Here is a 26449-nt window from a genome sequence, read left to right as displayed (position 1 = left end):
TAAACCGGCATCCATGACCAAGAAGACCGCTCCCGACATCCTCCGTATCGCCATTGCCCAGCTCAACCCTACGGTGGGTGACGTTGCCGGCAATCTTGCCAAGGCACGGGAGGCGAGGGCGGATGCGGCCCGCCAGGGCGCCGACCTCGTCCTGTTCACGGAACTGTTCATCTCCGGCTATCCGCCGGAGGACCTGATCCTGAAGCCGGCCTTCCTCAAGGCTTGCGAGCGGGCGGCCGGGGATATCGCGAACGACACGGCCGATGGCGGGCCGGGCATCGTCATCGGCGTTCCCCTCAAGCGCAAGAGCGGCACCCACAATGCCGTCATCGTTGCCGATGGCGGCAAGATCCTTGCCGAGCGTTTCAAGGTCGACCTGCCGAACTATGGCGAGTTCGACGAGAAGCGCGTCTTCCAGCCCGGCCCAGACATGCCGGGACCGGTCAATTTCCGCGGCGTGCGTCTCGGCATCCCGATCTGTGAGGACATCTGGGGCGAGCATGGCGTGTGCGAGACGCTGGCCGAAAGCGGGGCCGAACTGCTGATCGTGCCCAACGGCTCGCCCTACTATCGCGGCAAGGTCGACGTGCGCCAGCAGGTCGTCATCCGGCAGGTGATCGAAAGCGGCCTGCCGCTGATCTATGCCAACCAGGTCGGCGGGCAGGACGAACTGGTGTTCGACGGCGCCTCGTTTGCGATCGGGGCCGACAAGTCGCTCGCCTTCCAGATGAGCCAGTTCGAGGAGACGCTGGCCGTCACCACGTGGAAGCGCGTCGGCGTCGCCGCAGGCGCGCAAAACAACGACGGAGAAGGCTGGGCTTGCGAGCAGGGGCCGATGTCGCAGATTCCCGAAAAGGAGGAGGCCGATTATCGCGCCTGCATGCTGGGCCTGCGCGATTATGTGAACAAGAACGGTTTCAGGAACGTCGTGCTTGGCCTTTCGGGCGGCATCGACTCGGCCATCTGCGCGGCTCTGGCCGTTGATGCGCTGGGCGAAGAGCGGGTGCGCTGCGTGATGATGCCCTATCGCTATACCTCGAAGGAATCGCTCAAGGATGCCGAGGATTGCGCGCGCGCGCTCGGCTGCCGCTACGACATCGTGCCGATTGCCGAGCCGGTCGAAGGCTTCCAGCATGCCTTGACGCAACTCTTCGAGGGCACCGAGCCCGGCATTACGGAAGAGAATCTGCAAAGCCGTGCGCGCGGCACGCTTCTGATGGCGATTTCCAACAAGTTCGGCTCCATGGTTGTGACCACCGGCAACAAGAGCGAGATGTCGGTCGGCTATGCCACGCTCTATGGCGACATGAACGGCGGCTTCAATCCGATCAAGGACCTCTACAAGATGCAGGTCTACGCCATTTCGCGCTGGCGCAATACGATGGTGCCGCCGGGCGCGCTCGGACCTTCCGGGGAGGTGATCCCAGCCAACATCATCGACAAGGCGCCCTCCGCCGAATTGCGTGAAAACCAGACCGATCAGGATTCGCTGCCACCCTATCCGGTGCTTGACGACATTCTCGAATGCCTGGTCGAGCACGAGATGGGCGTCGACGACATCGTCGCGCGTGGACATGACCGCCAGACGGTCGCGCGTGTGGAGAACATGCTCTACATCGCCGAATACAAGCGCCGGCAGGCTGCTCCCGGCGTGAAGATCACGAAGAAGAATTTCGGCCGCGACCGCCGCTATCCGATCACCAACAGGTTCCGGGACCGTGGCTGACAGGCCGGAGGTCGAAATTTCCTTCGACCGCGACCGGATCGACTTCGAGGCCGCCTCGCGGTTGATCCGGGCCAGCTACTGGGGCAAGCGGCGCACCGAGGCCGGCAACCGCCGCGCCTTCGACAATTCGCTGTGCGTGGCCGCCTTCATTGACGGCGAGCAGGTCGGCTTTGGCCGTGTCATGACCGACTATGCCTGCTTTGCCTATCTGTGCGACGTGGTCGTGTGGCCCGAGCGGCGCGGCGCCGGTATCGGCAAGAAGCTGGTCGGGGCGCTGCTCGACCATCCGGAGCTCGCCGGGGTACTGGCTTTCAGCCTGCGCACCACCGACGCGCAGTCCTTCTACGAAGCTTTCGGCTTCGAAGTGTCCAATGATGGCATGTACATGCGGCTGGTGCGTTGATGCCATATGCCGCCAACTAAATGATACAGCGCTGTGCGAATGGTTGTCTTGTCAACCTGCACGCCATCCATTACGCCCCCGAGGATGACCGTTACTGTCCGCTTCGCCCCTTCGCCCACCGGCCGAATCCATATCGGCAACACCCGCACGGCCCTGTTCAACTGGCTGTTCGCGCAAAAGAACAACGGCCGTTTCATCCAGCGTTTCGACGACACCGACCTGGAACGCTCGCGCAAGGAATTCGCGGACTCGATCCTCTACGATCTGCACTGGCTGGGTATCTTCCCCGACAGCATCGAATATCAGTCGAGGCGTTTCGACGTGTACGACCAGGCGGTCGAGAAGCTGAAGGCGGCGGGAGTTCTCTATCCCTGCTACGAGACGCCGGAAGAGCTGGATTTGCGCCGCAAGATCAGGCGCACGCGCAATCTGCCGCCCGTCTACGGGCGCGAGGCGCTGGCGCTGACGCAGGATGAGATCGCCCAGTATGAGGCGGATGGACGGCGCCCGCACTGGCGTTTCCTGCTGCCCAATTTCATCACCGATCCGGCCGAGCCGCAGCGCACCGAGGTGCAGTGGAACGATCTGGTGCGTGGCGAGGAAACGGTCGACCTGGCCTCGCTGTCTGATCCGGTTCTGGTGCGCGAGGACGGCACCTATCTCTATACGCTGCCTTCGGTGGTGGACGACATCGACATGGGCATCACCCATGTCATCCGTGGCGACGACCACGTCACCAACACCGGCGTGCAGATCGCGCTGTTCAAAGCGCTGGGGGCGGAACCGCCGGTCTTCGGCCACCACAATCTTCTCACTACCTCTTCCGGTGAGGGGCTTTCCAAGCGCACCGGCGCGCTTTCGGTCGAGAGCCTGCGCGAATCCGGGGTCGAACCGATGGCGATCGCGTCGCTGGCGGTGCTGATCGGCACATCGGAGAATGTGCAGGCCCTTGCCACCATGGCCGAGCTGGCCGAGCATTTCGATCCGGCCTCGACATCCAAATCGGCCGCCAAGTTCGATCCGGACGATTTGTACGTCCTCAACCGCACGCTGCTGCACCACATGCCGTTCGAGGATGTGCGCGACAGGCTGACCCTGCTCGGCATTTCCGATGAACGGGCCGAGCCCTTCTGGGACGCGGTGCGCGGCAATCTCGACAAGCTGGCGGATGCGCGTGACTGGTGGCGCATCGTCAACGAGGGGCCGATGGAAGCGCCCGAATTCGAGGCCGAGGACCGCGAATTCCTGCGTCAGGCTTTCGATCTGCTGCCCGAGGCCCCTTGGGATGAAGGCGTCTGGAAGAAATGGACCGCTGCCGCTCGCAAGGCGACAGGCCGCAAGGGCAAGGAACTGTTCGCGCCGCTTCGGCTGGCGCTGACGGGACGCGAATCCGGTCCTGAACTGGCCGAACTGCTGCCGCTCATTGGTCCGGAAGGAACGTCGGCCCGACGACCCTGACCTTGCGGTCTTCGTCCGCCTCGCGCTCGGGCGCAGGCGCGGAAGGCTGTGCCTTTGCTCTGCCGGCGCGCCCGCGCGGTGCTTCCACGCTCAGCACCGACGAGCCGGGCCTTGCCGTGATCCGCGTGCCCGGTGCTCCATTGCCGCCGACAAAGGAGGTGCCGCCCTGCGGGGTTGCAGCCCCGCAACTGCAAGCCGGATCGACAGGAATGTCCAGCCGCCGGAACACGAGCGCGTTGGGCAGGTCCGCATAGCGCTTTCCGGTGACCGCCGAGATCATGTTCGCGGGCTCTGCCGCCGCGCCTTCGCCATAGAACATTTCCACGCGCGTGCCGGGGCAAGCCGCCTCGCATCGGTTCTGGTCGCGCTGAAAATCAGCCGGCGTGGCCGATTTCGACATGGGGAAGAAATAGCCGTCGCAGGTGCGCACGCATTGGGTGCGGTAGGGCCGGTTCAGCGGATAGTAGATCGACGAACTGCCGGTGCCACGGATGACGACGCCCGCATTGGCGTCGGTCCGTGCGGCGCCGTCGCCCGCTGCCGCTGTGGCAGAGTTCTTCTTCGGCCGGCATCCCCTGGCGTCGAGGGCGGCCAGGATGCGGGCGCGGTCGGAGCTGCTGCCGGTCTTGCCCAGTCGTTCGCGGGTCTGTTGCAGGCTTTGAAGATTGGCCTGCATGCGCTTGACGGTGGCGTTCAGTTCGCCGCATTGCGAGCCCGGGCGGGCGAAGAAGGAAAAGCCGCAGCCGGCGCTTCTGGCGCGCTGGCGGGCCTTGTCGATCTGCTGGCGTTGCCGGGTGATGGCGTCGTCATATTTCCTTGTCGCCTTGGCGCCACCGGAGCCGGATGCACGGGTGAGTTCGGCCTCGAGCTGGCGACAGGACGGCACGGCATGGGCGGTGGCGATGCCGGACACGGCCAGCGTGGCCGCCAGCCCCAATGTCCACATCATGCCCGCCGCCAGTCTGCGAACCGTGCCCGCCACGCCAACCTCGCTGCCCCTTAGCAGCGCACAGGCTAGCAGCGGCCGGTTAACCCCGCCTTGCCGCTACTTCGATGCGGCCGCCAGTAATTCCGCATCCACGGTCGCCTGCGCCTTCTGGGCGGCCTCGACCACCGCGATGGCGGTCATGTTGACCACGCCGCGCGAGGTGACGGACGGGGTGAGGATGTGGGCCGGCATGGCGGCGCCCAGCAACATCGGGCCGACATGCAGCGCATCCATCATCTGCTTGACCGTCGCCATGGCGATATTGGCCGAATCCAGATTGGGGAAGACCAGCAGGTTGGCTTCACCCTTCAGGCGCGAATGCGGATAGACGCGCTGCCGCAGCAGCGGCGACAGCGCCGAATCGGCGTTCATCTCGCCGTCGCATTCGAGGTCGGGCGCGATCTCATGGATGATCTCGGCCGCCCGCCGCATCTTGTGGGCGCTCGGCGCATCACGCGAGCCGAAGTCGGAATGCGACAGCAGCGCCGCCTTGGGCTCGATGCCGAATCGACGGATTTCCTCTGCCGCGAGGATCGTCATCTCCGCGACCTCCTCGGCCGAGGGGTCTACCGACACATAGGTGTCGGTGAAGAACAGCGGCCCGCGCTGGGTGATCAGCATGGACAGCGTCGACAGGTCGCGATCCTGGATGCCAGGCCGCGGGCCGATGATCAGCGAGACATTACGCAGATGCTTGCCGAAACGGCCTTCCAGTCCGCACAGCATGGCGTCGCCGTCGCCGCGCTGGAGGGCGAGCGCCGCGATCACCGTATTGTCGGTGCGTACCATGGTGCGTGCTGCCTCCTGCGTGACGCCGCGACGGCCCGCGATGCGGATAAGCAGGTCGACGTAGTCGCGATAGCGCGGATCGTCCTCGGGGTTGATGAGTTCGAAGTCCTCGCCGGCGCGGATGCGCAGGCCGTAACGCCTGAGACGCACGTCGATGACATGCGGGCGTCCGATCAGGATCGGCTTGGCGATGCCTTCCTCGATGACCACCTGCGTGGCGCGCAGCACCCGCTCGTCCTCGCCGTCGGCATAGACGATGCGGTTTTTCGCCGAGTTTCGCGCGGTGGTGAACACCGGCTTCATCACCAGTCCGGAGCGGAAGACAAAGCGGTTCAGCTTGTCGATATAGGCCGCCATATCGGTGATCGGCCGCGTCGCCACGCCGGTGTCGCTCGCGGCCTTGGCAACGGCCGGCGCAATGCGCAGGATGAGGCGCGGATCGAAGGGCGAGGGAATGAGGAAGTCCGGCCCGAACATCGGCGTCTCGCTCGAATAGGCGCGGGCGGCGACGTCGGACGGTTCCTCGCGGGCGAGCGCGGCGATGGCACGCACCGCCGCCATCTTCATCTCTTCATTGATGGCCCTGGCGCCGCAATCCAGCGCTCCACGGAAGATGTAAGGAAAGCACAGTACGTTATTGACCTGATTGGGATAATCCGACCTGCCGGTGCAGATCATCGCATCCGGCCGCGCCTCGCGCGCGACTTCCGGCATGATCTCGGGCGAGGGATTGGCAAGCGCCAGCACCAGCGGCTTCTCGGCCATCAGCTTGAGCAAGTCGGGCGTCAGCACGCCGGCTGCGGAAAGGCCGAGGAACACGTCGGCGCCACGGATCACGTCGGCCAGCTTGCGGGCCTTGGTGTCCTTGACATAGGGCTCCTTCCACCGGTCCATCTCCTCGGTGCGGCCCTTGTAGGCGACGCCGAAACGGTCGGTGACCCAGATGTTCTCGATCTTCGCGCCGAGCGAGACCAGCAGGTTGAGGCAGGCAAGGGCCGCAGCGCCCGCGCCCGAGGTGACGATCTTGACGTCCTCGATCTTCTTTTCGGCGATTTCCAGCCCGTTGAGGATGGCGGCGGCGACGATGATGGCCGTTCCATGCTGGTCGTCATGGAAGACGGGGATGTTCATGCGCTCCTTCAGCCGCTCCTCGACCTCGAAGCACTCGGGCGCCTTGATGTCTTCCAGATTGATGCCGCCGAAGGTCGGCTCCAGCGCCGAGATGGTGCTGACCATCTGGTCGATCTCGGGCGCGTCGATCTCGATGTCGAACACGTCGATGCCGGCGAATTTCTTGAACAGGACGGCCTTGCCCTCCATCACCGGCTTGGAGGCGAGCGGGCCGATATTGCCGAGGCCGAGCACCGCCGTGCCGTTGGAAACCACGCCGACCAGATTGGCGCGGGTGGTGTAGATGGCGGCGGTTTCGGGGTTGTCCTGGATTTCGAGGCAGGGGGCGGCCACGCCGGGCGAATAGGCCAGAGCCAGGTCGCGCTGGTTGCCGAGCGCCTTGGTGGCCTGGATTTCCAGCTTTCCCGGCACCGGATGCTGGTGGAAGAACAGCGCCGCCTCTTCGATGTCGGAGCGTGTTCTTTTGCCGTTGCCGTTATCCATGAAAGCAGTCCCCCTAAGAGCATGTCTCCCGAAAGTGGGAACCGGTTTCGGGACAAGGACATGCGAAAAAAACAAGAATCCGAAGCGGACCGGGCGAATCTGGAAGATCGTGACCCGCTTCAGGGTCGTTCGAGGTGTGTTTTAGCACGCACCGTGGCAATTGCGAGGCAGTCGGCCTTGCACCGAAGCCATAACCGACAGGCGGCGATGATCAACCCCACAGTTCCGGCCGGGGCGGAAAAACGAGCGAACCTTCATAGGCGAGGCCGGGCTCGCGGTCGCGGGCCAGAAGGAGGGGCCCGTCGAGATCGACGAAATCCGCGCCTTGCGCCAGCAGCACGGCCGGGGCCATGGCCAGCGACGTGCCGACCATGCAGCCGATCATGACTTTCAGCCTGAGTTCGTGGGCCCGATCACGCAGGATCAGCGCGGCGGTGAGCCCGCCCGCCTTGTCGAGCTTGATGTTGACGGCATCGTAGAGCCCGGCAAGAGCTGCCAGATCGGCAGCCTGATGAACGCTTTCGTCGGCGCAGATCGGCACAGGATGGGCAATGTCGCGCAACATGCCATCCTTGCCGGCCGGCAGGGGCTGCTCCACCAGCGCAACGCCGAGTTCGGCCGCCGCGCTAAGGTTGCGTTCGATGTCCGTTTCGGTCCAGCCTTCATTGGCATCGAGGACGATGCGGCTTTGCGGGGCTGCCTCACGCACGGCACGGATGCGGGCGATATCGTCCCCGCCGCCGCCGATCTTGACCTTGAGCAGCGGCCGCGTGGCGTTGGCGCGCGCTTGAGCGGCCATGGCTTCGGGTTCGCCGAGAGAAAGCGTGTAGGCGGTTTCCAGCGGCCCTGCCTGCCATGCGACGAGGCTTGCGACCGTGCGGCCGGACGCCTTGGCTTCCAGGTCCCATAGCGCGCAATCCACCGCATTGCGGGCCGCTCCTGCCGGCATTGCGTCCAGCAGCGCCTGCCGGTCGAGGCCGGCGGCGATTCGGGCGGAGATCTCCTCGATCGCCGCGCATACGCTCTCCACGGTCTCGCCGTAACGCCTGTAGGGAACACATTCGCCGCGTCCGGCATTGTTCCCGTCGCGGATCGTGCAGGTCACGACTTCCGCTTCGGTCTTGGAGCCGCGCGAGATGGTGAAGCTTCCGGCAATCGGGAATTTTTCGACCTCGACCGAAATGACACGCGCCATATCTTTCTTTCTCCCCGGCAGCCTTGAAGGGGTGCCTGCAAATCGACAGCCCGGCGTGGCCGGGTTAAACAGGGTGCCATGTTGACCATCGGCAAACGCGACGCAAGCGCATCGAAGGCGGAGAGGGCCGCGCACAAGCCGCGCGTCGCGCTCGATGAGCGCGATGGCGGGCTGGTCTGCGCCCTTTCGGGCATATGGACGACGCGCACGGTTGCCGATGTCGACGGGCAGATGCGCAATGTCGAACGGCGCGTGGCCGGCCAGCCGCTGGTTCTCGACCTGTCGGCCATCGAGAAGCTCGACACCGCCGGCGCATGGCTGATCGACCGGCTGGTCGTGGCCTCCGAATCGCGTGGTGCGACCGTCCGGGTCGAAGGCCAGAGCGACGTCGCCGGCATATTGTTGGGAGCGGTCGGGGAAATCTCGCGCCGTCGCAGCGAGGCGGCGCCGGAACCCTCGGTCAACATCCTCATCCGCTTTCTGGAGCTGGTCGGGCGCGGCGTCTATTCGATGCGCGACGATTTCATCGCCGGCATGAACATCCTCGGCGCCACCATTCGCGGGGCACAGATGAAGCTCGGCCGCGGCCATGCGGTGAACCCGGCGGCGATATTCAACCAGATCGACCGCATGGGGGTCGGGGCCATCCCGGTGGTGTTCCTGATGTCGGCCATCGTCGGCGCCATCGTCGCCCAGCAGGGCGCCTACCAGCTCAGCTATTTCGGCGCCGACATATTCGTGGTCGATCTGGTCGGCGTGCTGGTGCTGCGCGAGCTTGGCGTGCTGTTGACGGCCATCATGATCGCCGGCCGTTCGGGCAGCGCCATCACCGCCGAGATCGGCTCCATGAAGATGCGCGAGGAGGTCGATGCGCTCAAGGTGATCGGCCTCAATCCGATCGGTGTCCTGGTGTTTCCGCGGCTGGTGGCGCTGGTCATCGCGTTGCCCTGCCTGACCATACTGGCGAATTTCGCCGCCCTCGGCGGCGGCATCGTGGCCGCCTGGCTCTATTCCGACATTCCGCCCGCCGCCTTCATCGACCGGCTGCGGGTGGCCATCGATGTCAGCACCATTTCGGCGGGGCTGATCAAGGCTCCGTTCATGGCCATCATCATCGGCACCATCGCTTCCGTGGAAGGCATGAAGGTGGGCGGCAGCGCCGAATCGCTGGGTCGGCAGGTCACCACATCGGTGGTGAAGGCGATCTTCGTGGTCATCGTGCTCGATGGCCTGTTCGCCATGTTCTACGCGGCGATCGATTTCTGAGATGGTGGCGGTGAGCGGAAATCTGGCGGAAATGCCCGAAACGGAAGGGCAGGGCGAGGTGGTCCTGTCGGCGCGGGACGTGACCGTGGCCTTCGGCACCAAGACGGTTCTGGAGAACCTTTCGCTCGAGGTGAGGCGTGGTGAAATCCTCGGCTTCGTGGGCGCCTCCGGCTCGGGCAAGTCGGTGCTCCTGCGCACCATTCTGGGCCTCACGCCCAAGCGGTCCGGCACCATCCGCCTGTTCGGCGTCGATGTCGACGAGGCGAGCGAAGCCGAAAGAATGCGGATCGATATGCGCCTTGGCGTGTTGTTCCAGCACGGGGCGCTGTTTTCCGCCCTGACGGTGCTGGAAAACGTGCAGGTGCCCATGCGCGAATATCTCGACCTGCCGAAGAAGCTGATGGACGAGCTGGCGATGCTCAAGATCGAGCTGGTCGGCCTGCCGGCGGATGCGGCCTACAAATTCCCGTCCGAACTGTCGGGCGGCATGATCAAGCGTGCGGCGCTGGCGCGCGCGCTGGCACTGGACCCCGACATCGTGTTCCTCGATGAGCCGACCTCGGGCCTCGACCCGATCGGCGCGGCCGAGTTCGACGAACTGGTCGTCAAGCTGCGCGATACCATGGGCCTGACCGTCTATATGGTCACCCATGACCTTGATTCGCTGTTCACCGCCTGCGACCGCGTTGCGGTGCTCGGCAAGAAGCGCGTCATCGTGGAGGGCACCATCGAAGATATGCTCAAGAGTGAAGAACCGTGGGTAAAGTCCTATTTCCGCGGAAAACGTGCCCGCCAACTTGATCTGAAAGCCCGCGCATAGCGATAAGTGAAGCAATGGAAACAAGAGCCAACTACGTCATCGTCGGCATCTTTACCCTGGCTGCGATCCTGGCCGCCTTCGGCTTCGTCTACTGGACGGCGGCGATCGGCGAGCGCGGCGAGACGGTGGTGATGCGCGTGCGCATCCCCGGCTCCGCCTCCGGGCTGGGACGCGGCAGCTTCGTGCTGTTCAATGGCGTCAAGGTGGGCGATGTGCGCCGCGTCTATATCGACGTGGAAAATCCGAGCGTCGCCATTGCCGACACCGAGGTTGACCGGCTGACCCCGATAACGCGTTCGACGCAGGCCGATATCGGGCTGGCCGGCCTGACCGGGCAGGCCAATATCGAGCTGAAGGGCGCCAACCGCGACGAGCCGAAGCTGCTCGATGAGGCCGAGGCGCAAGGCAGGATCGCCGAGATCACCGCCAATCCGTCGGCGGTGACCAATCTGTTGCAGACCGCGCAAGACATCTTCTCGCGTGCCGACCAGGTGCTGACCCAACTGGAGGGATTCACCAAGGATGTGCGCGGTCCGTTGACCCAGACCGTCGAGAACGCCCAGAAGTTCTCCGATGCGCTGGCCAGCAATGCCGATTCCATCGACAGATTCCTCAGCAGCGTCAGCTCGCTGTCCGAGGAGTTGCAGGGCGTTTCCGGCAAGCTGGACGGCACCATCAAGGCCGCCGAAGGGCTGCTGAACTCGATCGATCAGGATCGGGTCAGGCAGATCGTCACCAATATCGACGATTTCACCAAGAACCTGAACAGGTCGGGCGAAAAGTTCGACGATGTCATCGAGGGAGTCGACAAGGCGGTCGCTTCCATCAATGAATTCGCCCAGCGCACGCAGACCACGCTGGCCAAGGTGGACGGCGTTCTGGACGGCGTCGATCCGAGGGACGTGCGCGAGGCGCTCGCCAATATCCGCACCGCCAGCGAGAACGCCAACAAGGCGGCCGCCGATGTCGCGCAGGTCACCGAGAAGTTCAGCGGTCGTGCCGACGATATCGACCAGACCATCTCCGATGCCCGCCAGCTTGCCGAGCGGCTGAACAACGCCTCGGTGCGCGTCGACGGCATCCTGGTCAAGGTCGACAACTTGCTGGGCTCCGACCAGGCCGACGGCGTGATGGCGGATGCGCGCGAGACGCTGAGATCCTTCAAGCAGGTGGCGGACACGCTGAATGCGCGGCTCGGCACGATCACCGACAATCTGGCCCGCTTCTCCGGCAAGGGGCTCCAGAATGTCGAGGCGCTGGTCAACGACAGTCGCCGCTCGATCAACCGCATCGAGCAGGCCGTCACCGACCTGCAACGCAATCCGCAACGCATCCTGTCCGGTGGCGAGGGGGAAGTGAGGCAATATGACGGAAGGGTTCGCCGTTGATGCCAGTTGATCGCCTGTCTGCAACACCAGCCATCCCCGTCCGAATTCCATCAGCAACCGAGCTTTTGAAGGCGAGGGTCGCATCCGTGAGTTCCGTGAAGTTTCGTTTCGTGGCCGCCTTGCTCGCCTGTACCCTTGCGGGGTGCGCCGCGCTGCCCGGCGGCGGCCCGGCACCGCTCGACACCTTTGAGCTGTCGGCAGCCAGCGTGAACTCAGGCAGCCTCAGCCGCCGGCAGATCCTGATTGCCGAGCCGGCGGCGCTGAAAGCGTTCGATGGCCAGAACATCGTCATCAAGCCGGCGGACGGCTCGATCCAGTATCTGAAGGGGGCCCAATGGGCCGACCGCCTGCCTTTGATCGTACAGGCACGGCTGGCCGAAACCTTCCAGCGCTCAGGCCGCTTCGCCGGTGTCGGCAAGCCGGGCGAGGGGCTGGCGATCGACTATCAGGTGATCACCGAGATACGCGCCTTCGACGTGCAGGTCGCCGGCGGCCAAAAAGCGGTGGTGGAACTGTTCGTGCGGCTGCTCAACGACCGCACCGGCGAAGTGCGCGCGGCGCAAAGCTTCACCGCTTCGGCCCCGGTCTCCGGCAGCGGCAACCAGGCCTATGTTTCGGCGCTCGACCGGGCATTCGGCGATGCCGCGGCGCAGATCGTCAACTGGACCGGAACCGCTATCTGACCGGCATCGGCGGGCATGAAACGAAAAGGGCGGATCGCATTGATCCGCCCTTTTCGTTTGGAAGCCTTTTCGCTCAGACCTTGGCCGCGATCAGCATGAAGGCCGGCACATCGTCACCGAAGCCCACCGGCGTGTCGCCATCGTCGTCGTTCCGGCGGCGGCCACGGTGCTCGCGGGCCGGCCGGGCGTCGTCATTGGCCCAGTCGCGCGGCTTGCGCTCGTTGCCGGCAGGGCGCGAGGTGCTTTTCGGCGCCGGCTCCTCCTGAGCCTCGGCCTTGGCCTCGCTGGGTGCCGCATCGTGATGGCGTCCGCCGCGCGGCTTGCGCTCGCGGCCCTCATCCTTGCGTCCGCCGCGGCGGGACGAGCCCTTGCCCCGGCGGGGCGCTTCGTCCGCAGACTCGCTCTCCTCGACCGTCGAAAGATCGCCATCGTGCCACTCGATCGTCTGGCCGATAAGCTTCTCGATGGCCTCGACATATTTGGTGTCGCTGCGCGTGGCGATGGTGAAGGACTTGCCGAGGCGGCCGGCACGGCCGGTGCGGCCGATGCGGTGGACGTAGTCCTCGGCATGGATCGGCACGTCGTAGTTGAAGACGTGGCTGACATCGGGAATGTCGAGGCCGCGCGCGGCGACGTCCGAGGCCACCAGCAGCTTGAGCTTGCCGTCGCGGAAATTGCTCAGCATGGTCATGCGGGCGCGCTGGTCCATGTCGCCATGAAGTGCGCCGACATTGAACTCGTGGCGTGCCAACGACCGGAACAGTTCCGAAACCTCGACCTTGCGGTTGCAGAAGATGATCGCGTTCTTGAGGTCTTCTTCTTCCTGCTTGATCAGCTTGCGCAGCACATCGCGCTTTTCCCAGGGCTTCGACCGGGACTTGACCAGCCGCTGGGTGACCGTCGTCGCCGTGCTCGCGGCGCGCGCGACTTCGACGCGCACCGGCGCCTGCAGGAACTTTTCGGTCAGCTTGGTGATCTCCGGCGGCATGGTGGCCGAGAAGAACAGCGTCTGGCGCGTGAAGGGGATCATCTCGCATATGCGCTCGATATCGGGGATGAAACCCATGTCGAGCATGCGGTCGGCCTCGTCGATGACGAGGATGTCGACGCCGGTGAGCAGCAGCTTGCCGCGCTCGCGATGGTCGAGCAGGCGTCCGGGCGTGGCGATCAGCACGTCGGCGCCGCGTTCCAGCTTCCGATCCTGCTCGTCGAAGGACACGCCGCCGATGAGCAGGGCGATGTTGAGCTTGTGGTTCTTGCCGTACTTGATGAAGTTCTCCTCGACCTGCGCGGCGAGTTCGCGCGTCGGTTCGAGGATCAGCGTGCGCGGCATGCGGGCGCGGGCGCGGCCCTTTTCCAGCCGTGTCAGCATCGGCAACACGAAGGAAGCGGTCTTGCCGGTGCCGGTCTGGGCAATGCCGAGCACGTCCTTGCCCTGGAGGGCATGGGGAATGGCGCCTGCCTGAATGGGAGTCGGCTGCGTGTAGCCGGCATCCGCGACTGCGGAAAGAACCTTCGGCGATAGGCCGAGGTCTGCGAATGTCAACGCTTCTTGAGCGGTCTGGGTGTCTGAGGACAAGTTCGCTTGCTGTCTTTGATGGTTCGGGTAGCGCGGCGGTCTGCGTCGCGGCGTGCCGTCCGGGCACGCAATAATGTGCATCGCGATAGGCTCAAGCCCGCGTCTTGTCAACACAAACAGGGCAGAATCGCAGCATTTGCCCTATCTAAGCTTAATGGAAACGGCTTTATAGCGGCAAAAACCGCCATCAATACCTGAACTGTTCCTTCAGGATACGCTCGTTCCAGGAATGGCTGGGGTCGAACAACAGCGTTGCGGTGACGCTTTTCGACTGGCGCACGGTGACCGATTGCACGCTCTTGACCTCGGTATGGTCGGCAGCCGCGTTGACCGGACGCTTGTCCGCCTCGAGGACTTCGAAGCGCACTTCGGACCGGTTCGGCAGCAGCGCGCCGCGCCAGGCGCGGGGCCGGAACGGGCTCACCGGCGTCAGTGCCAGCAGCGGCGCATCAAGCGGCAGGATCGGCCCGTGCGCCGAAAGGTTGTAGGCGGTGGAGCCGGCCGGCGTCGCCACCATGACGCCGTCGCAGCTCAGTTCTTCCATCCTGAGCTTGCCATCCACGGAAATGCGGATCTTGGCGGTCTGGTAGGACTGGCGCCACAGCGCCACCTCGTTGATGGCCAACGCCGTCACCGTCTCGCCGTCCATGGTGGTGGCCCGCATTTCCAGCGGGCGAATGGTTTCGGCAACCGCCGCGCCGATGCGTTCGGGCAGGGCGTCGAGCGCATATTCGTTCATCAGGAAGCCAATGGTGCCCCGGTTCATCCCGTACACCTTCTTGCCGGTGCCCATCGTGTCGCGCAGCGTCTGCAACAGGAAGCCGTCGCCGCCCAGCGCCACGACGACGTCGGCCTCGTCTACCGGGAACTGTCCATATTCGGCGGCGAGCGCATCCAGCGCCGTGCGCGCATCCGGCGTCTCGGAGGAAACGAATGCGAACCGCCTTGGCTTCCCCGTCCCTGGCTTGTCTCTCATTGTCCTGGCGTCGATCCCCGGTGGCGATGCAAATGTGCGACCTAACACGGGTCGGGCTGGCTGGCAAAGCCGCTGCATATTGCCGCGCCTTCATCCGGCCTGTCCGGTTTACCATTGTTAAGACTGGCCTTAAGCTGGCGTAAACGGACGCGGCGCATGCTGCTCCGGAAACGGAAGGCGGGGGCCTGACCGACAGGAACCTCTATTGCCGTTTACACGCATGTTCATCATCGCTCTCCTCATGGCCGGCTTTGCCATGGCCTTTTCCGGGCTGGCAAAGCATACGGATGGCGGCGCCTCACGCCCGCAATCCTCGTCCGTGACCTGCGGTGAGGCGACAGGCGTGGCCTGCCCGACCAAGCGCCCCCTGTAGTCATCGGCCTGTCATGGAAACGGGACAGCTTTGCCCCAACAACGGGGCTGGATGGTCATAGTTTGCTTGGCCTTGCCGTTTCGCGGCGTCATAATGCCCTTTTTCGACAAGGAGACGGAATGAGGGCACGGACAGCCACGATCGGCGATCTCGAAACGGTATTCCGCGACCTTTCCGGTCGCATGTCCGCGGACTATGTCGCGGCAGGCCTGACCCTGGAGGGTGCGCAGGACAGCCTGATGATGGATTTGAAGGAAGGCCGCGCCCATGCATTGCTGGATGGCGATACGGTGGTGGCCATTATCACTTGGCATGAAATCGACCACGCCGCCGAAACGGCGTTTGCGGCGCGCGAGGGGTTCTTCAATGCCGCGACGGTGCGTTTCTGCAAGAAGCATATAAGGCGCATTCAGGAACTGACCGGCAATCTGCCGATTCGGTCGAGAAGCTGGTTGGAAGAACCGGAAGTGGCCAGATGGTTCCGCATCATCGGTTACATCCAGCTACAGGGGAACGGCGCCAGCCTGTTCGAACTGCCGCCGGCGTGAACGAGGAGGCAGCTTTCGCTGCGCCAGTTGCTCCCCTGCACTAGGTAGGCCGGTTTTCACACGATTACGGCCGCCTTGTCTTTACTTGCGTAAAGCGCGCGGTCCGCGCGTCTCAACAGGTCCGGGAAGCCCCTGTCCTGCGGGCCTCGATTGTACTGTGCGTTGGAACTGCCCTCGATTCTATGCAGTCGCGCCCTACATCACGCGCTTCCGACGGTGCCCCTCCTTTTTCCAAAGCGGCAATTCATTTCGGGAACAGGAATTGCGATGATCTTCAACCTGCTGAAACGGCGTTTCATGCTTTTCCGCCGTGAGGCCGTGATGCTGTGGTACGCCTTTCGCGACCGGCGGACCCCTTTCTATCTGAAAGCGGCGAGCCTGTTTGCAGGGCTCTATCTGCTTAGCCCCATCGATCTCATCCCCTTTCCCGTGCCGGTGCTCGGCGTGGTCGACGATCTGGTGATCGTGCCGCTGCTGGTCGGCTTCATTGCAAGACGGTTGCCGCAGGGCGTGCGTGCCGAGGCAGGCGAAAATGCTGATCTCTGGATCGCACGCTGGTTCAAGCGGCCGCTGATCGCCATCGTCGTGATACTGGCGTTGCTCGTCGCCATCTGGCTGGTGCTGCTCTACCTCGTCTATCGATATCTGGCGGGATGAAGGGTCAGGATGTCATGAGTCTGCTCGAAACGGGTCTGGTCGCCATACGCGACCGCAAGCGCCTTGCCGAAATCGTCGCGGTTATCGCCCGTTTCGGCATAGACGACGTTCTGGGCAGGATAGGGCTTTCGGGCCTCGCATCTTCTTCCCGTCGGGATGGCGGGGAGGCCATGCAGGCTGACGCACCCGAACGGTTGCGACTCGCGCCCATGGTGCAGAGCGAGATGCTGCGCCGCTATGCGCCCGGCGCGGTTTTCGGCAAGGGCAGGGCGCTGGCCTTCGATCTCGCCGGCCTTGCCTTGGACCTGCCGGCTTTGATCCGTCTGCTGGCGCTGCGGGTTCGGCAGGGGCGCATTTCGGCAAGCGTCGAGTTGCAGGGGCTGGAGCGCATCGGAGGCGACATACGCTGGGCGGCGACGCGTATCGCCGTCTCTATCGTTACGGCCGCTTTCGCCCTTGGGCTCGCGCCGCGCCTGTTCGAATATGGCCCGCCCGTGTTTGGTGTGCCGCTGCCTTTGTGGCTGGGACTCGGCGTGATTGCTGCAGGTCTCGTCTGGCTGATCATGCCACGCCGTTAGCCTGCCAGAGCGACCCTTCCCTTGCGTGATCTTGAAAACGCAATCCGGAACATATAGTGAACATACATGAAAAAGACGCTGCAAGAGCGGCTCGCCATTCTCGCCGACGCCGCGAAATACGATGCTTCCTGCGCATCGAGCGGAACTGAAAAGCGCGATTCCATCAATGGTGGGATCGGGTCTACGCAAGGTTCCGGCATCTGCCATGCCTATGCGCCGGACGGGCGCTGCATTTCGCTGCTGAAGATCCTGCTCACCAACTTTTGCATTTATGATTGCGCCTATTGCATCAACCGGTCGTCCAGCAATGTCGAGCGCGCCCGGTTCACGCCGGAGGAAGTGATATGGCTGACGCTGGAATTCTACAGGCGCAACTATATCGAGGGCTTGTTTCTGTCCTCGGGCATTATCCGCAGCGCCGACTACACGATGGAGCAGCTTGTGCGCGTGGCGCGCGACCTGCGGCTGACCCATGGATTCAAAGGCTATATCCATCTGAAAACCATCCCCGAGGCGTCGGTAGGATTGCTTGAGGAAGCCGGCCTTTATGCCGACCGGCTGTCGATCAACATCGAACTGCCGACGGATGAGGGCATTGTCGATCTTGCGCCGGAGAAGCAGCCGGGGCAGATCCGTCGCGCCATGGGCGACTTGCGCCTGCGCATCGAGGATGCAAGCGAGCCGACGAAGTTTACGAAGCGGCGCAAGCGGTTTGCCCCGGCCGGGCAATCGACGCAGATGATCGTCGGTGCCGATGGCGCGAGCGATGCGACGATCCTCGGCACATCCTCGCGGCTCTACAGCAGCTATGACCTCAAGCGCGTCTACTATTCGGCCTTCAGCCCGATACCCGATGCCTCTTCCCGCCTGCCTCCCGCCAAACCGCCGCTGATGCGCGAACACCGGCTGTATCAGGCGGACTGGCTTTATCGCTTCTATGGCTTTGGCATCGACGAGATAACCTCCGCCCGGCCGGACGGCATGCTTGATCTCGACCTTGATCCCAAGCTTGCCTGGGCGCTCTCGCACCGCGAGGATTTCCCGGTCGACGTCAACCGGGCCTCGCGGGAGATGCTGCTTCGGGTGCCGGGGCTGGGCACGAAATCGGTGTCCGCCATTATCATCGCGCGCCGGCAGCGCAGCCTGGGGCTGGACGATCTGGCAAGGCTGAACATTTCGGTCCGCAAGGTACGCGCCTTCCTGTGCGCTCGCGGGTGGACGCCGCTGCGCCTTATCGACCGGTCCGATCTGCGCGATTTCTTCACCCCGCAGCCCGAGCAGATGGTGTTGCTGTGAGTGCGCGTGTGTGTCTGCACCGTGCCGCCGACCTTGGCGAGTGGCGCGATGCGGCGCGTTCGCTGCTTCTGGCCGGCGTGCCGCCGGAGGAGGTGGAATGGTCGCAGGGCGATGCGGATCTTTTTGGTGCAGTGCCGACCGAAGTACCGCTGCCCGGAGCGGAAGCCCCCACGCCGTCTGTGCCGCGCCGCTTTCTGGATATGGCCGAGGCCGTGGTCTGCCACAGCGATCCCGGCCGCTTCTCCCTGCTTTATCGAACCTTGTGGCGGTTGCAGGGCGACCCTCATCTGATCGGCTTTCTGCCCGATCCTGACATGCAGCGCCTGCATCGCATGGAAAAATCCGTGCGCCGCGACTGCCACAAGATGACGGCTTTCGTGCGTTTCCGCGAATGTTCCGGCAAGCCGGGAGCGCGCCGCCGTTTCGTGGCCTGGTTCGAGCCGGATCATCATATCGTTGCCCGCACCGCCCCGTTTTTCGCCAAGCGCTTCGCCGACATGGACTGGATGATCCTGACGCCGAAGGGCAGCGCGGGTCTTGAAGGCGGTCAGCTTACGCTGTCGGAAAAGCCTGCGGTCCGCCCGGACCTGTCGGATGCTACCGAAGCGCTGTGGCGCACCTACTACGCTTCCATCTTCAATCCGGCGCGATTGAAGGTGAAGGCGATGCAGGCGGAGATGCCGAAGAAATACTGGAAGAATCTGCCGGAGGCTTCCCTGATACCCGCTCTTGTCGCGGGGGCGGGGCAGCGCGCGGCGCACATGGTTCACCAGCAAAGGCAGCTTGCAACACCGGCTTTTCATGATCGCCTCGCTGCACGCCGGTCTTCAGTTCGGGAACCTGTGGAGCAGGCAGGGACAGGGGCGCTTGCGGCAAATATCGATGAGTTGCGCAAACACGCCGCCGCCTGCATGCAATGCCCATTGCACTGCAACGCCACCCGGACGGTGTTCGGGGAGGGGTCGTCCCAGGCCGATCTCATGATCGTGGGGGAGCAGCCGGGCGATGTCGAGGACCTGACCGGCCGCCCCTTCACCGGCCCGGCGGGTCAGTTGCTCGACAAGGCTCTGGCAGATCACGGGATCGAAAGGGAAAAGCTCTGGCTCACCAACGCGGTGAAACATTTCAAGTTCGTTGCACGTGGCAAGAAGCGCATCCACCAGAGCCCGAACCGGGGCGACATCGATCATTGTCGCTGGTGGCTGAAACGCGAGATAGAACTGGTCAAACCAAAGCTCATTCTGGCGCTGGGAGCGACCGCGGTCCAATCGCTGACCGGAAAGCGCGCTTCCGTGACCGTGTTGCGTGGTCGGACGATTGACACGATGTTTGGTGTTCCAGCGCTGGTGACATGGCATCCGGCCTATCTGCTGCGCCTGCCAGATCCGGCGCGCGCAACGGAAGCTGCCAGACTTTTTCAACAGGATATCGATACGGCTTCTGCAATGCTTTCGGCAGGAGAACTGGTGCCCCCGGCAGGGATCGAACCCGCGACCTTCGGTTTACAAAACCGCTGCTCTACCAGCTGAGCTACAAGGGCAACGCGCTTCGGTTAGCATATTTGCCGCGCCAGTAAAGACAAATCCGAACCGGAACGCGTCTGGATGGGCTGAAACTCGCAGCTTCGTTTCCTACATCAATGACAAGAGCCATCCCGGAGGGAGAAGATGATCCGTTTCGTCATCATCGCCTTGATCGTGCTTGCCGCCTGGGTGCTGCTGCTCAACACCATCAGGGTGTTCAGGGGCATGAAGATCGACTGGACAGGTGTCGCCTTCATGATCGGCTTCGTGGTGCTCGCCTTCTATCTGCGCCATGTGAGCGGCATGGGCTGAGGGGGAGGCCACTTCCTCAACGCCGGCCGCCGATGAGGACGGTGACTTCCGCCGCCGCGTCCCGCACCGCCGGCCCGATCTGGGCCAGCCGCTCGGGGGTGACGCGCACAGTGGGGCCGGATACGGACACGCCTCCCACCGGCTCGCCATATTCGTTGAAGATGGCGGCAGCCACGCAGCGCATGCCGATGTTGCGCTCTTCATCGTCCACCGCCCAGCCGCGCGTTCGGGCATCGGCAAGATCCCGCATCAGCTCGGTCAGGGAAGAGTGCGTTCGGTCGGTGTAGGTTTCCAGGCCGGAACGGGCGATGATGGCCGACACCCTTTCGGAGTCGAGATGGGACAGCACCGCCTTGCCGATGCCGGAGGCATGGAAGGCCGTGCGCGTGCCGGGGCGGAAGAAGGCCCGGATCGCCTGATGCGTTTCGACCTGGCTGACGAACACCACGCAATCTTCCTCGGCAAGCCCCAGATTGGCGGTCTCGCCGGTCTTCTCCATGAGTTCCTGCATCACCACGCGCGCCCGGTCCACCAGCTTGCGCCCGCGCAGGAAAGCCGAGCCCATGCGATAGGTCTCGACGCCTATCGACCACAATTGCTCGGTGCGGTCGAACTCGACCATGCCGTGGGCTTCGAGGGTGGTGAGCATGCGATAGGCCGTGGCGGCGGCGATGCCGGACCTGTCGGCGAGTTCGCTCAGCGAAAGCCCGCTTCCCTCCGCCACGATGGCCAGTATCCGCAAGGCCCGGTCCAGCGACTGTACCTGTCCCGCTTCCGGGGAGGGATTGAACGCGCGTGGCCGCCCGCGCTGGCGTTTCTCGATCTTATCCATGATTCATTGTCCCCCATTTTCTCCGCATCGCAATGAAAAAGTTTTTTATGGAGAGCTTCGGATGAACGATCTGAAAAATGAAAATGAACGAAAAATCATCATGTTGACGAAAAGAACAAAAAATGAAAAACTTTTTTGAAAAAATTGAAAAATACCGGATCCGGTGTCATCCTTGCAGCATCTGAATTGCTGGAGGTGCCGCCATGGCCAAGATGCGTGCTGTCGATGCCGCTGTTCTCGTTCTCGAGAAGGAGGGGATTTCCTATTCCTTCGGTGTGCCGGGGGCAGCGATCAATCCGTTCTATTCCGCCTTGAAGGCGCGCGGCTCGATCCGCCATATCCTTGCCCGCCATGTCGAGGGCGCCTCGCACATGGCCGAAGGCTACACCCGCGCCAAGGCCGGCAACATCGGCCTGTGCATCGGAACCTCGGGCCCGGCCGGCACCGATATGATCACGGGCCTCTATTCGGCCTCGGCCGACTCCATCCCGATCCTGTGCATCACGGGGCAGGCGCCGCGCGCCCGGCTGAACAAGGAAGACTTCCAGGCGGTCGACATCGCGGCGATTGCCGGCCCGGTCACCAAGTGGGCGGTCACCGTCATGGAGCCCTATCTGGTTCCGATGGCCTTGCAGAAGGCGTTCCACCTCATGCGCTCGTCGCGGCCGGGTCCGGTCCTGATCGACCTGCCGATCGACGTCCAGCTTGCCGAGATCGACTTCGACATCGACGCCTATGAGCCGCTGCCGGACTTCAAGCCGGCCATGACCCGCATCCAGGCCGAAAAGGCACTGGCCATGCTGAACGAGGCGGAGAAGCCGCTGATCGTCGCCGGCGGCGGCATCATCAACGCCGATGCCTCGGATCTGCTGATCGAGTTCGCGGAGATCACCGGCGTGCCCGTCGTCCCGACCCTGATGGGCTGGGGCTCGATCCCCGACGACCACCGGCTGATGGCCGGCATGTGCGGCCTGCAGACCTCGCACCGCTATGGCAACGCCACGATGATCGAGTCGGATTTCGTCTTCGGCATCGGCAATCGCTGGGCCAACCGCCACACCGGCTCCGTCGATGTCTATACCAAGGGCAAGAAGTTCATCCATGTCGATATCGAGCCGACCCAGATCGGCCGCGTCTTCGCCCCCGATCTCGGCATCGTCTCCGATGCCGGTGCTGCGCTTAAGATGCTGCTCGACGTCGCGACGGAATGGAAGACGGCCGGCAAGCTGCGCGACTGGTCCGGCTGGGCCAAGGAATGCCAGCAGCGCAAGAAGAAAATGAAGCGCAAGACCCATTTCGAGCAGGTGCCGCTGAAGCCGCAGCGCGTCTATGAGGAGATGAACCGGGCGTTCGACCGCGACACGACCTATGTCACCACCATCGGCCTCAGCCAGATCGCGGGCGCGCAGTTCCTGCACGTCTACAAGCCGCGCAACTGGGTCAATTGCGGCCAGGCCGGCCCGCTCGGCTGGACCCTGCCTGCGGCGCTCGGCGTTCGTGCGGCGCGGCCGGATGCGAATATCGTTGCATTGTCAGGCGATTACGACTTCCAGTTCATGATCGAGGAACTGGCCGTCGGCGCCCAGCACAAGCTGCCTTACATCCATATCGTCGTGAACAACGCCTATCTCGGCCTGATCCGCCAGGCCCAGCGCGGCTTCTCGATGGATTTTGAAGTCAGCCTCGCCTTCGAGAACATCAACACGGTCGGCCATTCGGAAGTCGGTTATGGTGTCGATCACGTCGCCGTCGCCGAGGCCATGGGCTGCAAGGCGGTGCGCGTGCGCAGGCCGGAGGAGTTCGAGCACGCCTTCGCCGAGGCGCGGCGGTTGATGGAAGAGCATCAGGTGCCGGTCGTGCTTGAATTCATCCTCGAACGGGTCACCAATATCTCCATGGGCACCGAGATCGACAACATCACCGAATTCGAGGAGCTTGCCGAGCGCAACGAGGATGCCCCGACGGCCATCGTCATGCTCGACTGAGCCGGCTCGCGGCCGGCAGGCCGCGCCGGGGAGTAGATTCATTTTATCAGGGAACAGCGTTATGCCACGGTTTTCAGCCAACCTTTCCATGCTCTTCAACGAGTATGACTTCCTCGACCGCTTCGAGGCCGCCGCCCGCGCCGGATTCAAGGGCGTGGAATATCTCGGAGCCTACGACCACTTTCCGGAGGAGGTGGCGGCCCGCCTGACGAAGAACGGGTTGACGCAGGTTCTCTTCAACGTGCCTTCGGGCGACTGGGCCGGCGGCGAGCGCGGCATCGCCATCCTGCCGGGCCGGGTCGAGGAGTTCCAGGCCGGCGTCGACAAGGCCATCACCTACGCCAAGGCCCTCGGCTGCGGTCAGGTGAACTGCCTTGCCGGCATCGCGCCGGCCGGCGCTTCGCGGGAAGAGCTTGAGAAGGTATTCGTCGAGAACCTGAAATTCGCCGCCGACAAGCTGGGCGAGGCGGGCGTGCGCTTGCTGATCGAGCCGATCAACACCCGCGACATTCCCGGCTTCTTCCTGACCGGCACGCAACAGGCCCTCGACCTGATCGAGAAGGTCGGCTCGCAGAATCTCTATCTGCAATACGACATCTATCACATGCAGATCATGGAGGGGGATCTCGCCCGCACGATCGAGGCCAATCTCGACTGCATCGCGCATATCCAGCTTGCGGACAATCCGGGCCGTCATGAGCCGGGCACGGGCGAGATCAATTACCCGTTCCTCTACGACTTCATCGACCGCCTCGGCTATTCCGGCTGGATCGGTGCGGAATACAAGCCCAAGGACGGCACCGAGGCCGGTCTTGGCTGGCTGCGTGAACTGGCGGCCAAGGACAGCGCGGCAGCGTGACGGATCGAAAGGACAGAGCAATGGACACCATCGGCTTCATCGGGCTGGGTATCATGGGTGCACCGATGGCCGGGCATCTGCTGGATGCCGGCTACACGGTCGTCACCACCGACCACAGGTCGAAACCGCCTGCGGATCTCGTCGCCAAGGGCCTGAAGGTCGTGACCGGCAATGCCGCGGTGGCGCAGGCGGCGGATATCGTCATCACCATGGTGCCGGATACCCCGCAGGTGGACGAGGTGCTGTTCGGCGACAACGGCGTCGCCTCGGGCCTGTCGAAGGGCAAGCTGGTCATCGACATGTCGTCGATCTCCCCGATCGCCACCAAGGAGTTCGCCAGGAAGATCAACGAGCTCGGCTGCGACTATCTCGACGCTCCGGTCTCGGGCGGCGAGGTCGGCGCCAAGGCGGCCTCGCTCACCATCATGGTCGGCGGCGAGGAAAAGGCTTTCGAGCGCGCCAGGCCGGTGTTCGACAAGATGGGCAAGAACGTCACGCTGGTCGGCCCCAACAGCGTCGGCCAGACCACCAAGGTGGCCAACCAGATCGTGGTGGCGCTGACCATCGAGGCCGTGGCCGAGGCGCTGGTGTTCGCCTCCAAGGCCGGTGCCGATCCCGCCAAGGTGCGGCAGGCGCTGATGGGCGGGCTGGCTTCGTCGCGCATCCTGGAAGTGCATGGCGAACGCATGATCAAGCGCACCTTCGATCCGGGCTTCCGCATCGAACTGCACCAGAAGGACCTCAACCTGGCGCTCGAAGGCGCCCGCTCGCTGGGCGTGTCGCTGCCGAACACCTCGACCGCGCAGCAGCTTTTCAATTCCTGCGCCGCCAATGGCGGGGCCAAGGAGGATCACTCGGCCATGGTGCGCGCGCTGGAGCGCATGGCCGGGCATGATGTAGCCTGATCGCAGGAACGGGATTGGCGAACAGCCAGTACCCGTAGCGGGTGGCAGACGGGGCGTCGGGATGTTCCCACCGGCGTTCCGTTGTGCCGCCCGTTACAGTATCTGACCGGAAATCTCGCGCTTCCGTTGGGAAGCGCAAGGGAACTATGCGTTCAGGAACCTGCCTGCCGCGTAGAGCGCCACGGCCGCCGCATTCGACACATTGAGCGAGCGGATAGCGCCGGGCATGTCGAGGCGGGCGAGCGCGCTCACCGTCTCGCGCGTCTTTTGCCGAAGGCCCTTGCCCTCGGCCCCCAGAACCAGCGCGATGCGGTCGCCGGAAAACGTCTTTTCCAGCTCGGCCGGACCTTCCGAATCGAGGCCGATGCTCTGGAAGCCCATCTCGTGCAGGGTCTGTAATGCCTCCGCCAGGTTGCGCACCTCGATATGATCGATGTGTTCGAGGGCGCCGGAGGCGGATTTCGCCAGCACGCCGGATTCGGCCGGGCTATGGCGCGCGGTGGTGATGAGCGCGCCGGCGCCGAACGCCACCGCCGAGCGCAGTATGGCGCCGACATTGTGCGGGTCGGTCACCTGATCCAGAACCAGCACCAGATTCGATTCGCCCAGCGCATCGAGCGGCTTGGGACTCAGCGGCTCGGCCTCGATCAGCACGCCCTGGTGCACCGCATCCGATCCGGTGATCTTCTCGATCTCGCGCGGCTCGGCGAGGCGGGCCGGAAAAGGCAGGGCCTCCAGCGCCCCGATGTCCAGCCGCTCCGCCGCGTTGCGGGTGACCAGCATGGAACGCACCTTGCGCGCCGGGTTGGCGATGGCCGCCCGCACCGTGTGCAGCCCGTACAGATGCACCAGCCCGTCCGCAGGCCCTTCGCCGGGAGCGACCTTGCGCCGGGGCCGATGCTGGGGCGGCCCGCCGGCCTTCTCGTCGCGATGGGCGCGGCGCAGCCTTGCGTAGTGGGAATCCTTCGGGGTGCCGGTTTTCTTCATGTCGCTCATTGCTGTCCTATAGCCGGGGAGGCCCGCTTTGCCTATGTCTGCGGCATGCATGAAAATTCTGCGGAGAAAACGCCTCCGGCGCGGTTGACACAAAACAACCTTGCGGCCATAAGGCGCTTCGCTGATGACGGGCATCCGTAAGGGGCTCCGGCATCCTTGCAAATGCCTTGCAGCAAGGCTCCGTCGGCAGACTGGAGGAGTGCCCGAGTGGTTAAAGGGGACGGACTGTAAATCCGTTGGCTTAGCCTACGTTGGTTCGAATCCAACCTCCTCCACCACTGCCGGACCGGAGACTTGAAATGCGGGTGTAGCTCAATGGTAGAGCAGCAGCCTTCCAAGCTGAATACGAGGGTTCGATTCCCTTCACCCGCTCCAATCCTCCTGCTCCAGTACCCAAGAGCTTCCGCCGGTTTCGGCCGCATTCCGGGCCCCTCTTAAAGTGGCGCCGGTGGCTTCCTATATCTGCGTCATTCACCCGCAGTCGCATGCTCCGGGGGCATGGCGGAGCCCCGGCCGGCCAAAAGACACTTGTGTTTTGTGGCCGTTCTCGCTAATCGCCCCGCATTCGACTGAACCAAAGGTCCACGCGCCCAAGGAAAGAGACTATGGCAAAAGGTAAATTCGAGCGCACGAAGCCTCATGTGAACATTGGCACGATTGGTCACGTTGACCATGGCAAGACGTCTTTGACGGCGGCGAT

24 protein-coding genes, 3 tRNA genes and 1 pseudogene are annotated in these 26449 nt (G+C 63.8%); 20 read left to right on the top strand and 8 right to left on the bottom strand.

All coding sequences use genetic code 11. The features are described 5' to 3' along the window. Nucleotides 1-13 precede the first annotated feature (13 nt). The 3 genes from ABID37_RS02670 (at nt 14) to gltX (ending at nt 3587) form a co-directional block, all read left to right on the top strand. On the top strand, nt 14-1726 hold the full coding sequence (locus ABID37_RS02670) for an NAD+ synthase (RefSeq protein ID WP_354192494.1): 1713 nt from the start codon (nt 14-16) through the stop codon (nt 1724-1726). Then, nucleotides 1719-2129, top strand: coding sequence for a GNAT family N-acetyltransferase (locus ABID37_RS02665; RefSeq protein ID WP_354192493.1), 411 nt, complete (start codon nt 1719-1721; stop codon nt 2127-2129). Before ABID37_RS02670 ends, ABID37_RS02665 begins: the two co-directional genes overlap by 8 nt. A gap of 84 nt (nt 2130-2213) precedes the next feature. After that, nucleotides 2214-3587, top strand: a complete 1374-nt coding sequence (gene gltX / locus ABID37_RS02660) for a glutamate--tRNA ligase (RefSeq protein WP_354192491.1) — start codon at nt 2214-2216, stop codon at nt 3585-3587. Here gltX and ABID37_RS02655 read toward each other — a convergent pair. The 3 genes from ABID37_RS02655 to dgcA form a co-directional block, all read right to left on the bottom strand. Next, complete coding sequence (locus ABID37_RS02655) at nt 3550-4569, bottom strand: DUF2865 domain-containing protein (RefSeq protein WP_354192490.1); 1020 nt, start codon at nt 4567-4569, stop codon at nt 3550-3552. The two genes, gltX and ABID37_RS02655, sit on opposite strands and share 38 nt — an antisense overlap. A gap of 63 nt (nt 4570-4632) precedes the next feature. After that, the gene (locus ABID37_RS02650) at nt 4633-6978 is read right to left on the bottom strand and encodes an NADP-dependent malic enzyme (protein WP_354192489.1); all 2346 of its coding nucleotides are present in this window, start codon (nt 6976-6978) and stop codon (nt 4633-4635) included. A 211-nt stretch (nt 6979-7189) separates the two neighbouring features. Beyond that, complete coding sequence (gene dgcA / locus ABID37_RS02645; protein WP_354192488.1) at nt 7190-8173, bottom strand: N-acetyl-D-Glu racemase DgcA; 984 nt, start codon at nt 8171-8173, stop codon at nt 7190-7192. A gap of 78 nt (nt 8174-8251) precedes the next feature. Here dgcA and ABID37_RS02640 point away from each other — a divergent pair, with 78 nt between their 5' ends. The 4 genes from ABID37_RS02640 (at nt 8252) to ABID37_RS02625 (ending at nt 12330) form a co-directional block, all read left to right on the top strand. Continuing rightward, nucleotides 8252-9439 (top strand): ABC transporter permease, encoded by a 1188-nt coding sequence (locus ABID37_RS02640; RefSeq protein ID WP_354192486.1) that lies wholly within the window; start codon nt 8252-8254, stop codon nt 9437-9439. A 31-nt stretch (nt 9440-9470) separates the two neighbouring features. Beyond that, nucleotides 9471-10259, top strand: coding sequence for an ABC transporter ATP-binding protein (locus tag ABID37_RS02635; protein ID WP_435521534.1), 789 nt, complete (start codon nt 9471-9473; stop codon nt 10257-10259). A gap of 14 nt (nt 10260-10273) precedes the next feature. Further along, nucleotides 10274-11647 (top strand): MlaD family protein, encoded by a 1374-nt coding sequence (locus ABID37_RS02630; protein WP_354192483.1) that lies wholly within the window; start codon nt 10274-10276, stop codon nt 11645-11647. A 95-nt stretch (nt 11648-11742) separates the two neighbouring features. After that, a complete protein-coding gene (locus ABID37_RS02625; protein ID WP_435521533.1) occupies nt 11743-12330 on the top strand; it encodes an ABC-type transport auxiliary lipoprotein family protein in 588 nt (195 codons plus the stop codon). A 73-nt stretch (nt 12331-12403) separates the two neighbouring features. Here the strand turns inward: ABID37_RS02625 and ABID37_RS02620 are convergent, their stop codons facing one another. Both ABID37_RS02620 and ABID37_RS02615 read right to left on the bottom strand, forming a co-directional pair. Further along, on the bottom strand, nt 12404-13909 hold the full coding sequence (locus tag ABID37_RS02620) for a DEAD/DEAH box helicase (RefSeq protein ID WP_354192481.1): 1506 nt from the start codon (nt 13907-13909) through the stop codon (nt 12404-12406). Nucleotides 13910-14096: 187 nt separating this feature from the next. After that, nucleotides 14097-14885 carry an NAD kinase gene (locus ABID37_RS02615; RefSeq protein ID WP_354192479.1) on the bottom strand — a complete coding sequence of 263 codons (789 nt, stop codon included), beginning with the start codon at nt 14883-14885 and terminating at the stop codon, nt 14097-14099. A gap of 205 nt (nt 14886-15090) precedes the next feature. Here ABID37_RS02615 and ABID37_RS02610 point away from each other — a divergent pair, with 205 nt between their 5' ends. The 6 genes and pseudogenes from ABID37_RS02610 to ABID37_RS02585 form a co-directional block, all read left to right on the top strand. Further along, nucleotides 15091-15258, top strand: coding sequence for a hypothetical protein (locus tag ABID37_RS02610; protein ID WP_354192478.1), 168 nt, complete (start codon nt 15091-15093; stop codon nt 15256-15258). A gap of 119 nt (nt 15259-15377) precedes the next feature. Beyond that, a complete protein-coding gene (locus ABID37_RS02605) occupies nt 15378-15806 on the top strand; it encodes a hypothetical protein (RefSeq protein WP_354193034.1) in 429 nt (142 codons plus the stop codon). 267 nt (nt 15807-16073) lie between these two features. Next, entirely contained in the window at nt 16074-16463 is a 390-nt protein-coding gene (locus tag ABID37_RS02600) for a YkvA family protein (RefSeq protein WP_354192477.1), read from the top strand. A gap of 14 nt (nt 16464-16477) precedes the next feature. Beyond that, the gene (locus tag ABID37_RS02595) at nt 16478-17041 is read left to right on the top strand and encodes a hypothetical protein (RefSeq protein WP_354192476.1); all 564 of its coding nucleotides are present in this window, start codon (nt 16478-16480) and stop codon (nt 17039-17041) included. Nucleotides 17042-17107: 66 nt separating this feature from the next. Next, nucleotides 17108-18337 (top strand): putative DNA modification/repair radical SAM protein, encoded by a 1230-nt coding sequence (locus ABID37_RS02590; protein ID WP_354192475.1) that lies wholly within the window; start codon nt 17108-17110, stop codon nt 18335-18337. Beyond that, a pseudogene (locus ABID37_RS02585) lies at nt 18244-19713 on the top strand (UdgX family uracil-DNA binding protein); the annotation flags it as partial. The gene ABID37_RS02590 and the pseudogene ABID37_RS02585, both read left to right, overlap by 94 nt. Nucleotides 19714-19801: 88 nt before the next feature. Here the strand turns inward: ABID37_RS02585 and ABID37_RS02580 are convergent. Continuing rightward, a tRNA-Thr gene (locus ABID37_RS02580) sits at nt 19802-19877 on the bottom strand. Between the two features lie 127 nt (nt 19878-20004). Here ABID37_RS02580 and ABID37_RS02575 point away from each other — a divergent pair. Then, a complete protein-coding gene (locus ABID37_RS02575) occupies nt 20005-20172 on the top strand; it encodes a hypothetical protein (RefSeq protein ID WP_354192473.1) in 168 nt (55 codons plus the stop codon). Nucleotides 20173-20188: 16 nt separating this feature from the next. Here ABID37_RS02575 and bhcR read toward each other — a convergent pair whose 3' ends face one another. Next, complete coding sequence (bhcR, locus tag ABID37_RS02570) at nt 20189-21004, bottom strand: HTH-type transcriptional regulator BhcR (RefSeq protein WP_354192472.1); 816 nt, start codon at nt 21002-21004, stop codon at nt 20189-20191. A gap of 203 nt (nt 21005-21207) precedes the next feature. On the opposite strand from bhcR, the gene gcl reads away from it, so the two are divergent. From gcl to ABID37_RS02555, 3 genes are all read left to right on the top strand, one after another. Then, on the top strand, nt 21208-22989 hold the full coding sequence (gcl, locus tag ABID37_RS02565; protein WP_354192471.1) for a glyoxylate carboligase: 1782 nt from the start codon (nt 21208-21210) through the stop codon (nt 22987-22989). Between the two features lie 61 nt (nt 22990-23050). Continuing rightward, on the top strand, nt 23051-23848 hold the full coding sequence (hyi, locus tag ABID37_RS02560; protein WP_354192470.1) for a hydroxypyruvate isomerase: 798 nt from the start codon (nt 23051-23053) through the stop codon (nt 23846-23848). Nucleotides 23849-23868: 20 nt separating this feature from the next. After that, nucleotides 23869-24753 carry a 2-hydroxy-3-oxopropionate reductase gene (locus tag ABID37_RS02555; RefSeq protein WP_354192468.1) on the top strand — a complete coding sequence of 295 codons (885 nt, stop codon included), beginning with the start codon at nt 23869-23871 and terminating at the stop codon, nt 24751-24753. 144 nt (nt 24754-24897) lie between these two features. On the opposite strand, the gene ABID37_RS02550 is transcribed toward ABID37_RS02555, so the two are convergent. Continuing rightward, nucleotides 24898-25749, bottom strand: a complete 852-nt coding sequence (locus ABID37_RS02550; protein WP_354192467.1) for a TrmH family RNA methyltransferase — start codon at nt 25747-25749, stop codon at nt 24898-24900. A gap of 193 nt (nt 25750-25942) precedes the next feature. Here ABID37_RS02550 and ABID37_RS02545 point away from each other — a divergent pair. The 3 genes from ABID37_RS02545 to ABID37_RS02535 form a co-directional block, all read left to right on the top strand. Further along, nucleotides 25943-26027, top strand: a tRNA-Tyr gene (locus tag ABID37_RS02545). A gap of 23 nt (nt 26028-26050) precedes the next feature. Further along, nucleotides 26051-26124 (top strand) — tRNA-Gly (locus ABID37_RS02540). A 230-nt stretch (nt 26125-26354) separates the two neighbouring features. After that, the coding region (locus ABID37_RS02535) for a GTP-binding protein (protein WP_032936484.1) at nt 26355-26449 on the top strand (95 nt) is incomplete at its 3' end.

The sequence above is a fragment of the Aquamicrobium terrae genome, assembly GCF_040545735.1.
Classification (GTDB): domain Bacteria; phylum Pseudomonadota; class Alphaproteobacteria; order Rhizobiales; family Rhizobiaceae; genus Mesorhizobium; species Mesorhizobium terrae_A.
The sequence above is the reverse complement of the archived record's forward strand: the minus strand, read 5'-3'. Positions and strand labels throughout refer to the sequence as shown.

Bases quoted from the DNA above. Each gene is read 5' to 3' on its own strand.
- dgcA (WP_354192488.1), bottom strand. From the start codon at position 8,173: ATGGCGCGTGTCATTTCGGTCGAGGTCGAAAAATTCCCGATTGCCGGA.
- ABID37_RS02640 (WP_354192486.1), top strand. From the start codon at position 8,252: ATGTTGACCATCGGCAAACGCGACGCAAGCGCATCGAAGGCGGAGAGG.
- ABID37_RS02615 (WP_354192479.1), bottom strand. From the start codon at position 14,885: ATGAGAGACAAGCCAGGGACGGGGAAGCCAAGGCGGTTCGCATTCGTT.
- ABID37_RS02550 (WP_354192467.1), bottom strand. From the start codon at position 25,749: ATGAGCGACATGAAGAAAACCGGCACCCCGAAGGATTCCCACTACGCA.
- ABID37_RS02630 (WP_354192483.1), top strand. From the start codon at position 10,274: ATGGAAACAAGAGCCAACTACGTCATCGTCGGCATCTTTACCCTGGCT.
- bhcR (WP_354192472.1), bottom strand. From the start codon at position 21,004: ATGGATAAGATCGAGAAACGCCAGCGCGGGCGGCCACGCGCGTTCAAT.
- ABID37_RS02605 (WP_354193034.1), top strand. From the start codon at position 15,378: ATGAGGGCACGGACAGCCACGATCGGCGATCTCGAAACGGTATTCCGC.
- ABID37_RS02555 (WP_354192468.1), top strand. From the start codon at position 23,869: ATGGACACCATCGGCTTCATCGGGCTGGGTATCATGGGTGCACCGATG.
- ABID37_RS02575 (WP_354192473.1), top strand. From the start codon at position 20,005: ATGATCCGTTTCGTCATCATCGCCTTGATCGTGCTTGCCGCCTGGGTG.
- ABID37_RS02670 (WP_354192494.1), top strand. From the start codon at position 14: ATGACCAAGAAGACCGCTCCCGACATCCTCCGTATCGCCATTGCCCAG.
- ABID37_RS02650 (WP_354192489.1), bottom strand. From the start codon at position 6,978: ATGGATAACGGCAACGGCAAAAGAACACGCTCCGACATCGAAGAGGCG.
- ABID37_RS02600 (WP_354192477.1), top strand. From the start codon at position 16,074: ATGATCTTCAACCTGCTGAAACGGCGTTTCATGCTTTTCCGCCGTGAG.
- gltX (WP_354192491.1), top strand. From the start codon at position 2,214: ATGACCGTTACTGTCCGCTTCGCCCCTTCGCCCACCGGCCGAATCCAT.
- hyi (WP_354192470.1), top strand. From the start codon at position 23,051: ATGCCACGGTTTTCAGCCAACCTTTCCATGCTCTTCAACGAGTATGAC.
- ABID37_RS02590 (WP_354192475.1), top strand. From the start codon at position 17,108: ATGAAAAAGACGCTGCAAGAGCGGCTCGCCATTCTCGCCGACGCCGCG.
- ABID37_RS02635 (WP_435521534.1), top strand. From the start codon at position 9,471: ATGCCCGAAACGGAAGGGCAGGGCGAGGTGGTCCTGTCGGCGCGGGAC.
- ABID37_RS02595 (WP_354192476.1), top strand. From the start codon at position 16,478: ATGAGTCTGCTCGAAACGGGTCTGGTCGCCATACGCGACCGCAAGCGC.
- gcl (WP_354192471.1), top strand. From the start codon at position 21,208: ATGGCCAAGATGCGTGCTGTCGATGCCGCTGTTCTCGTTCTCGAGAAG.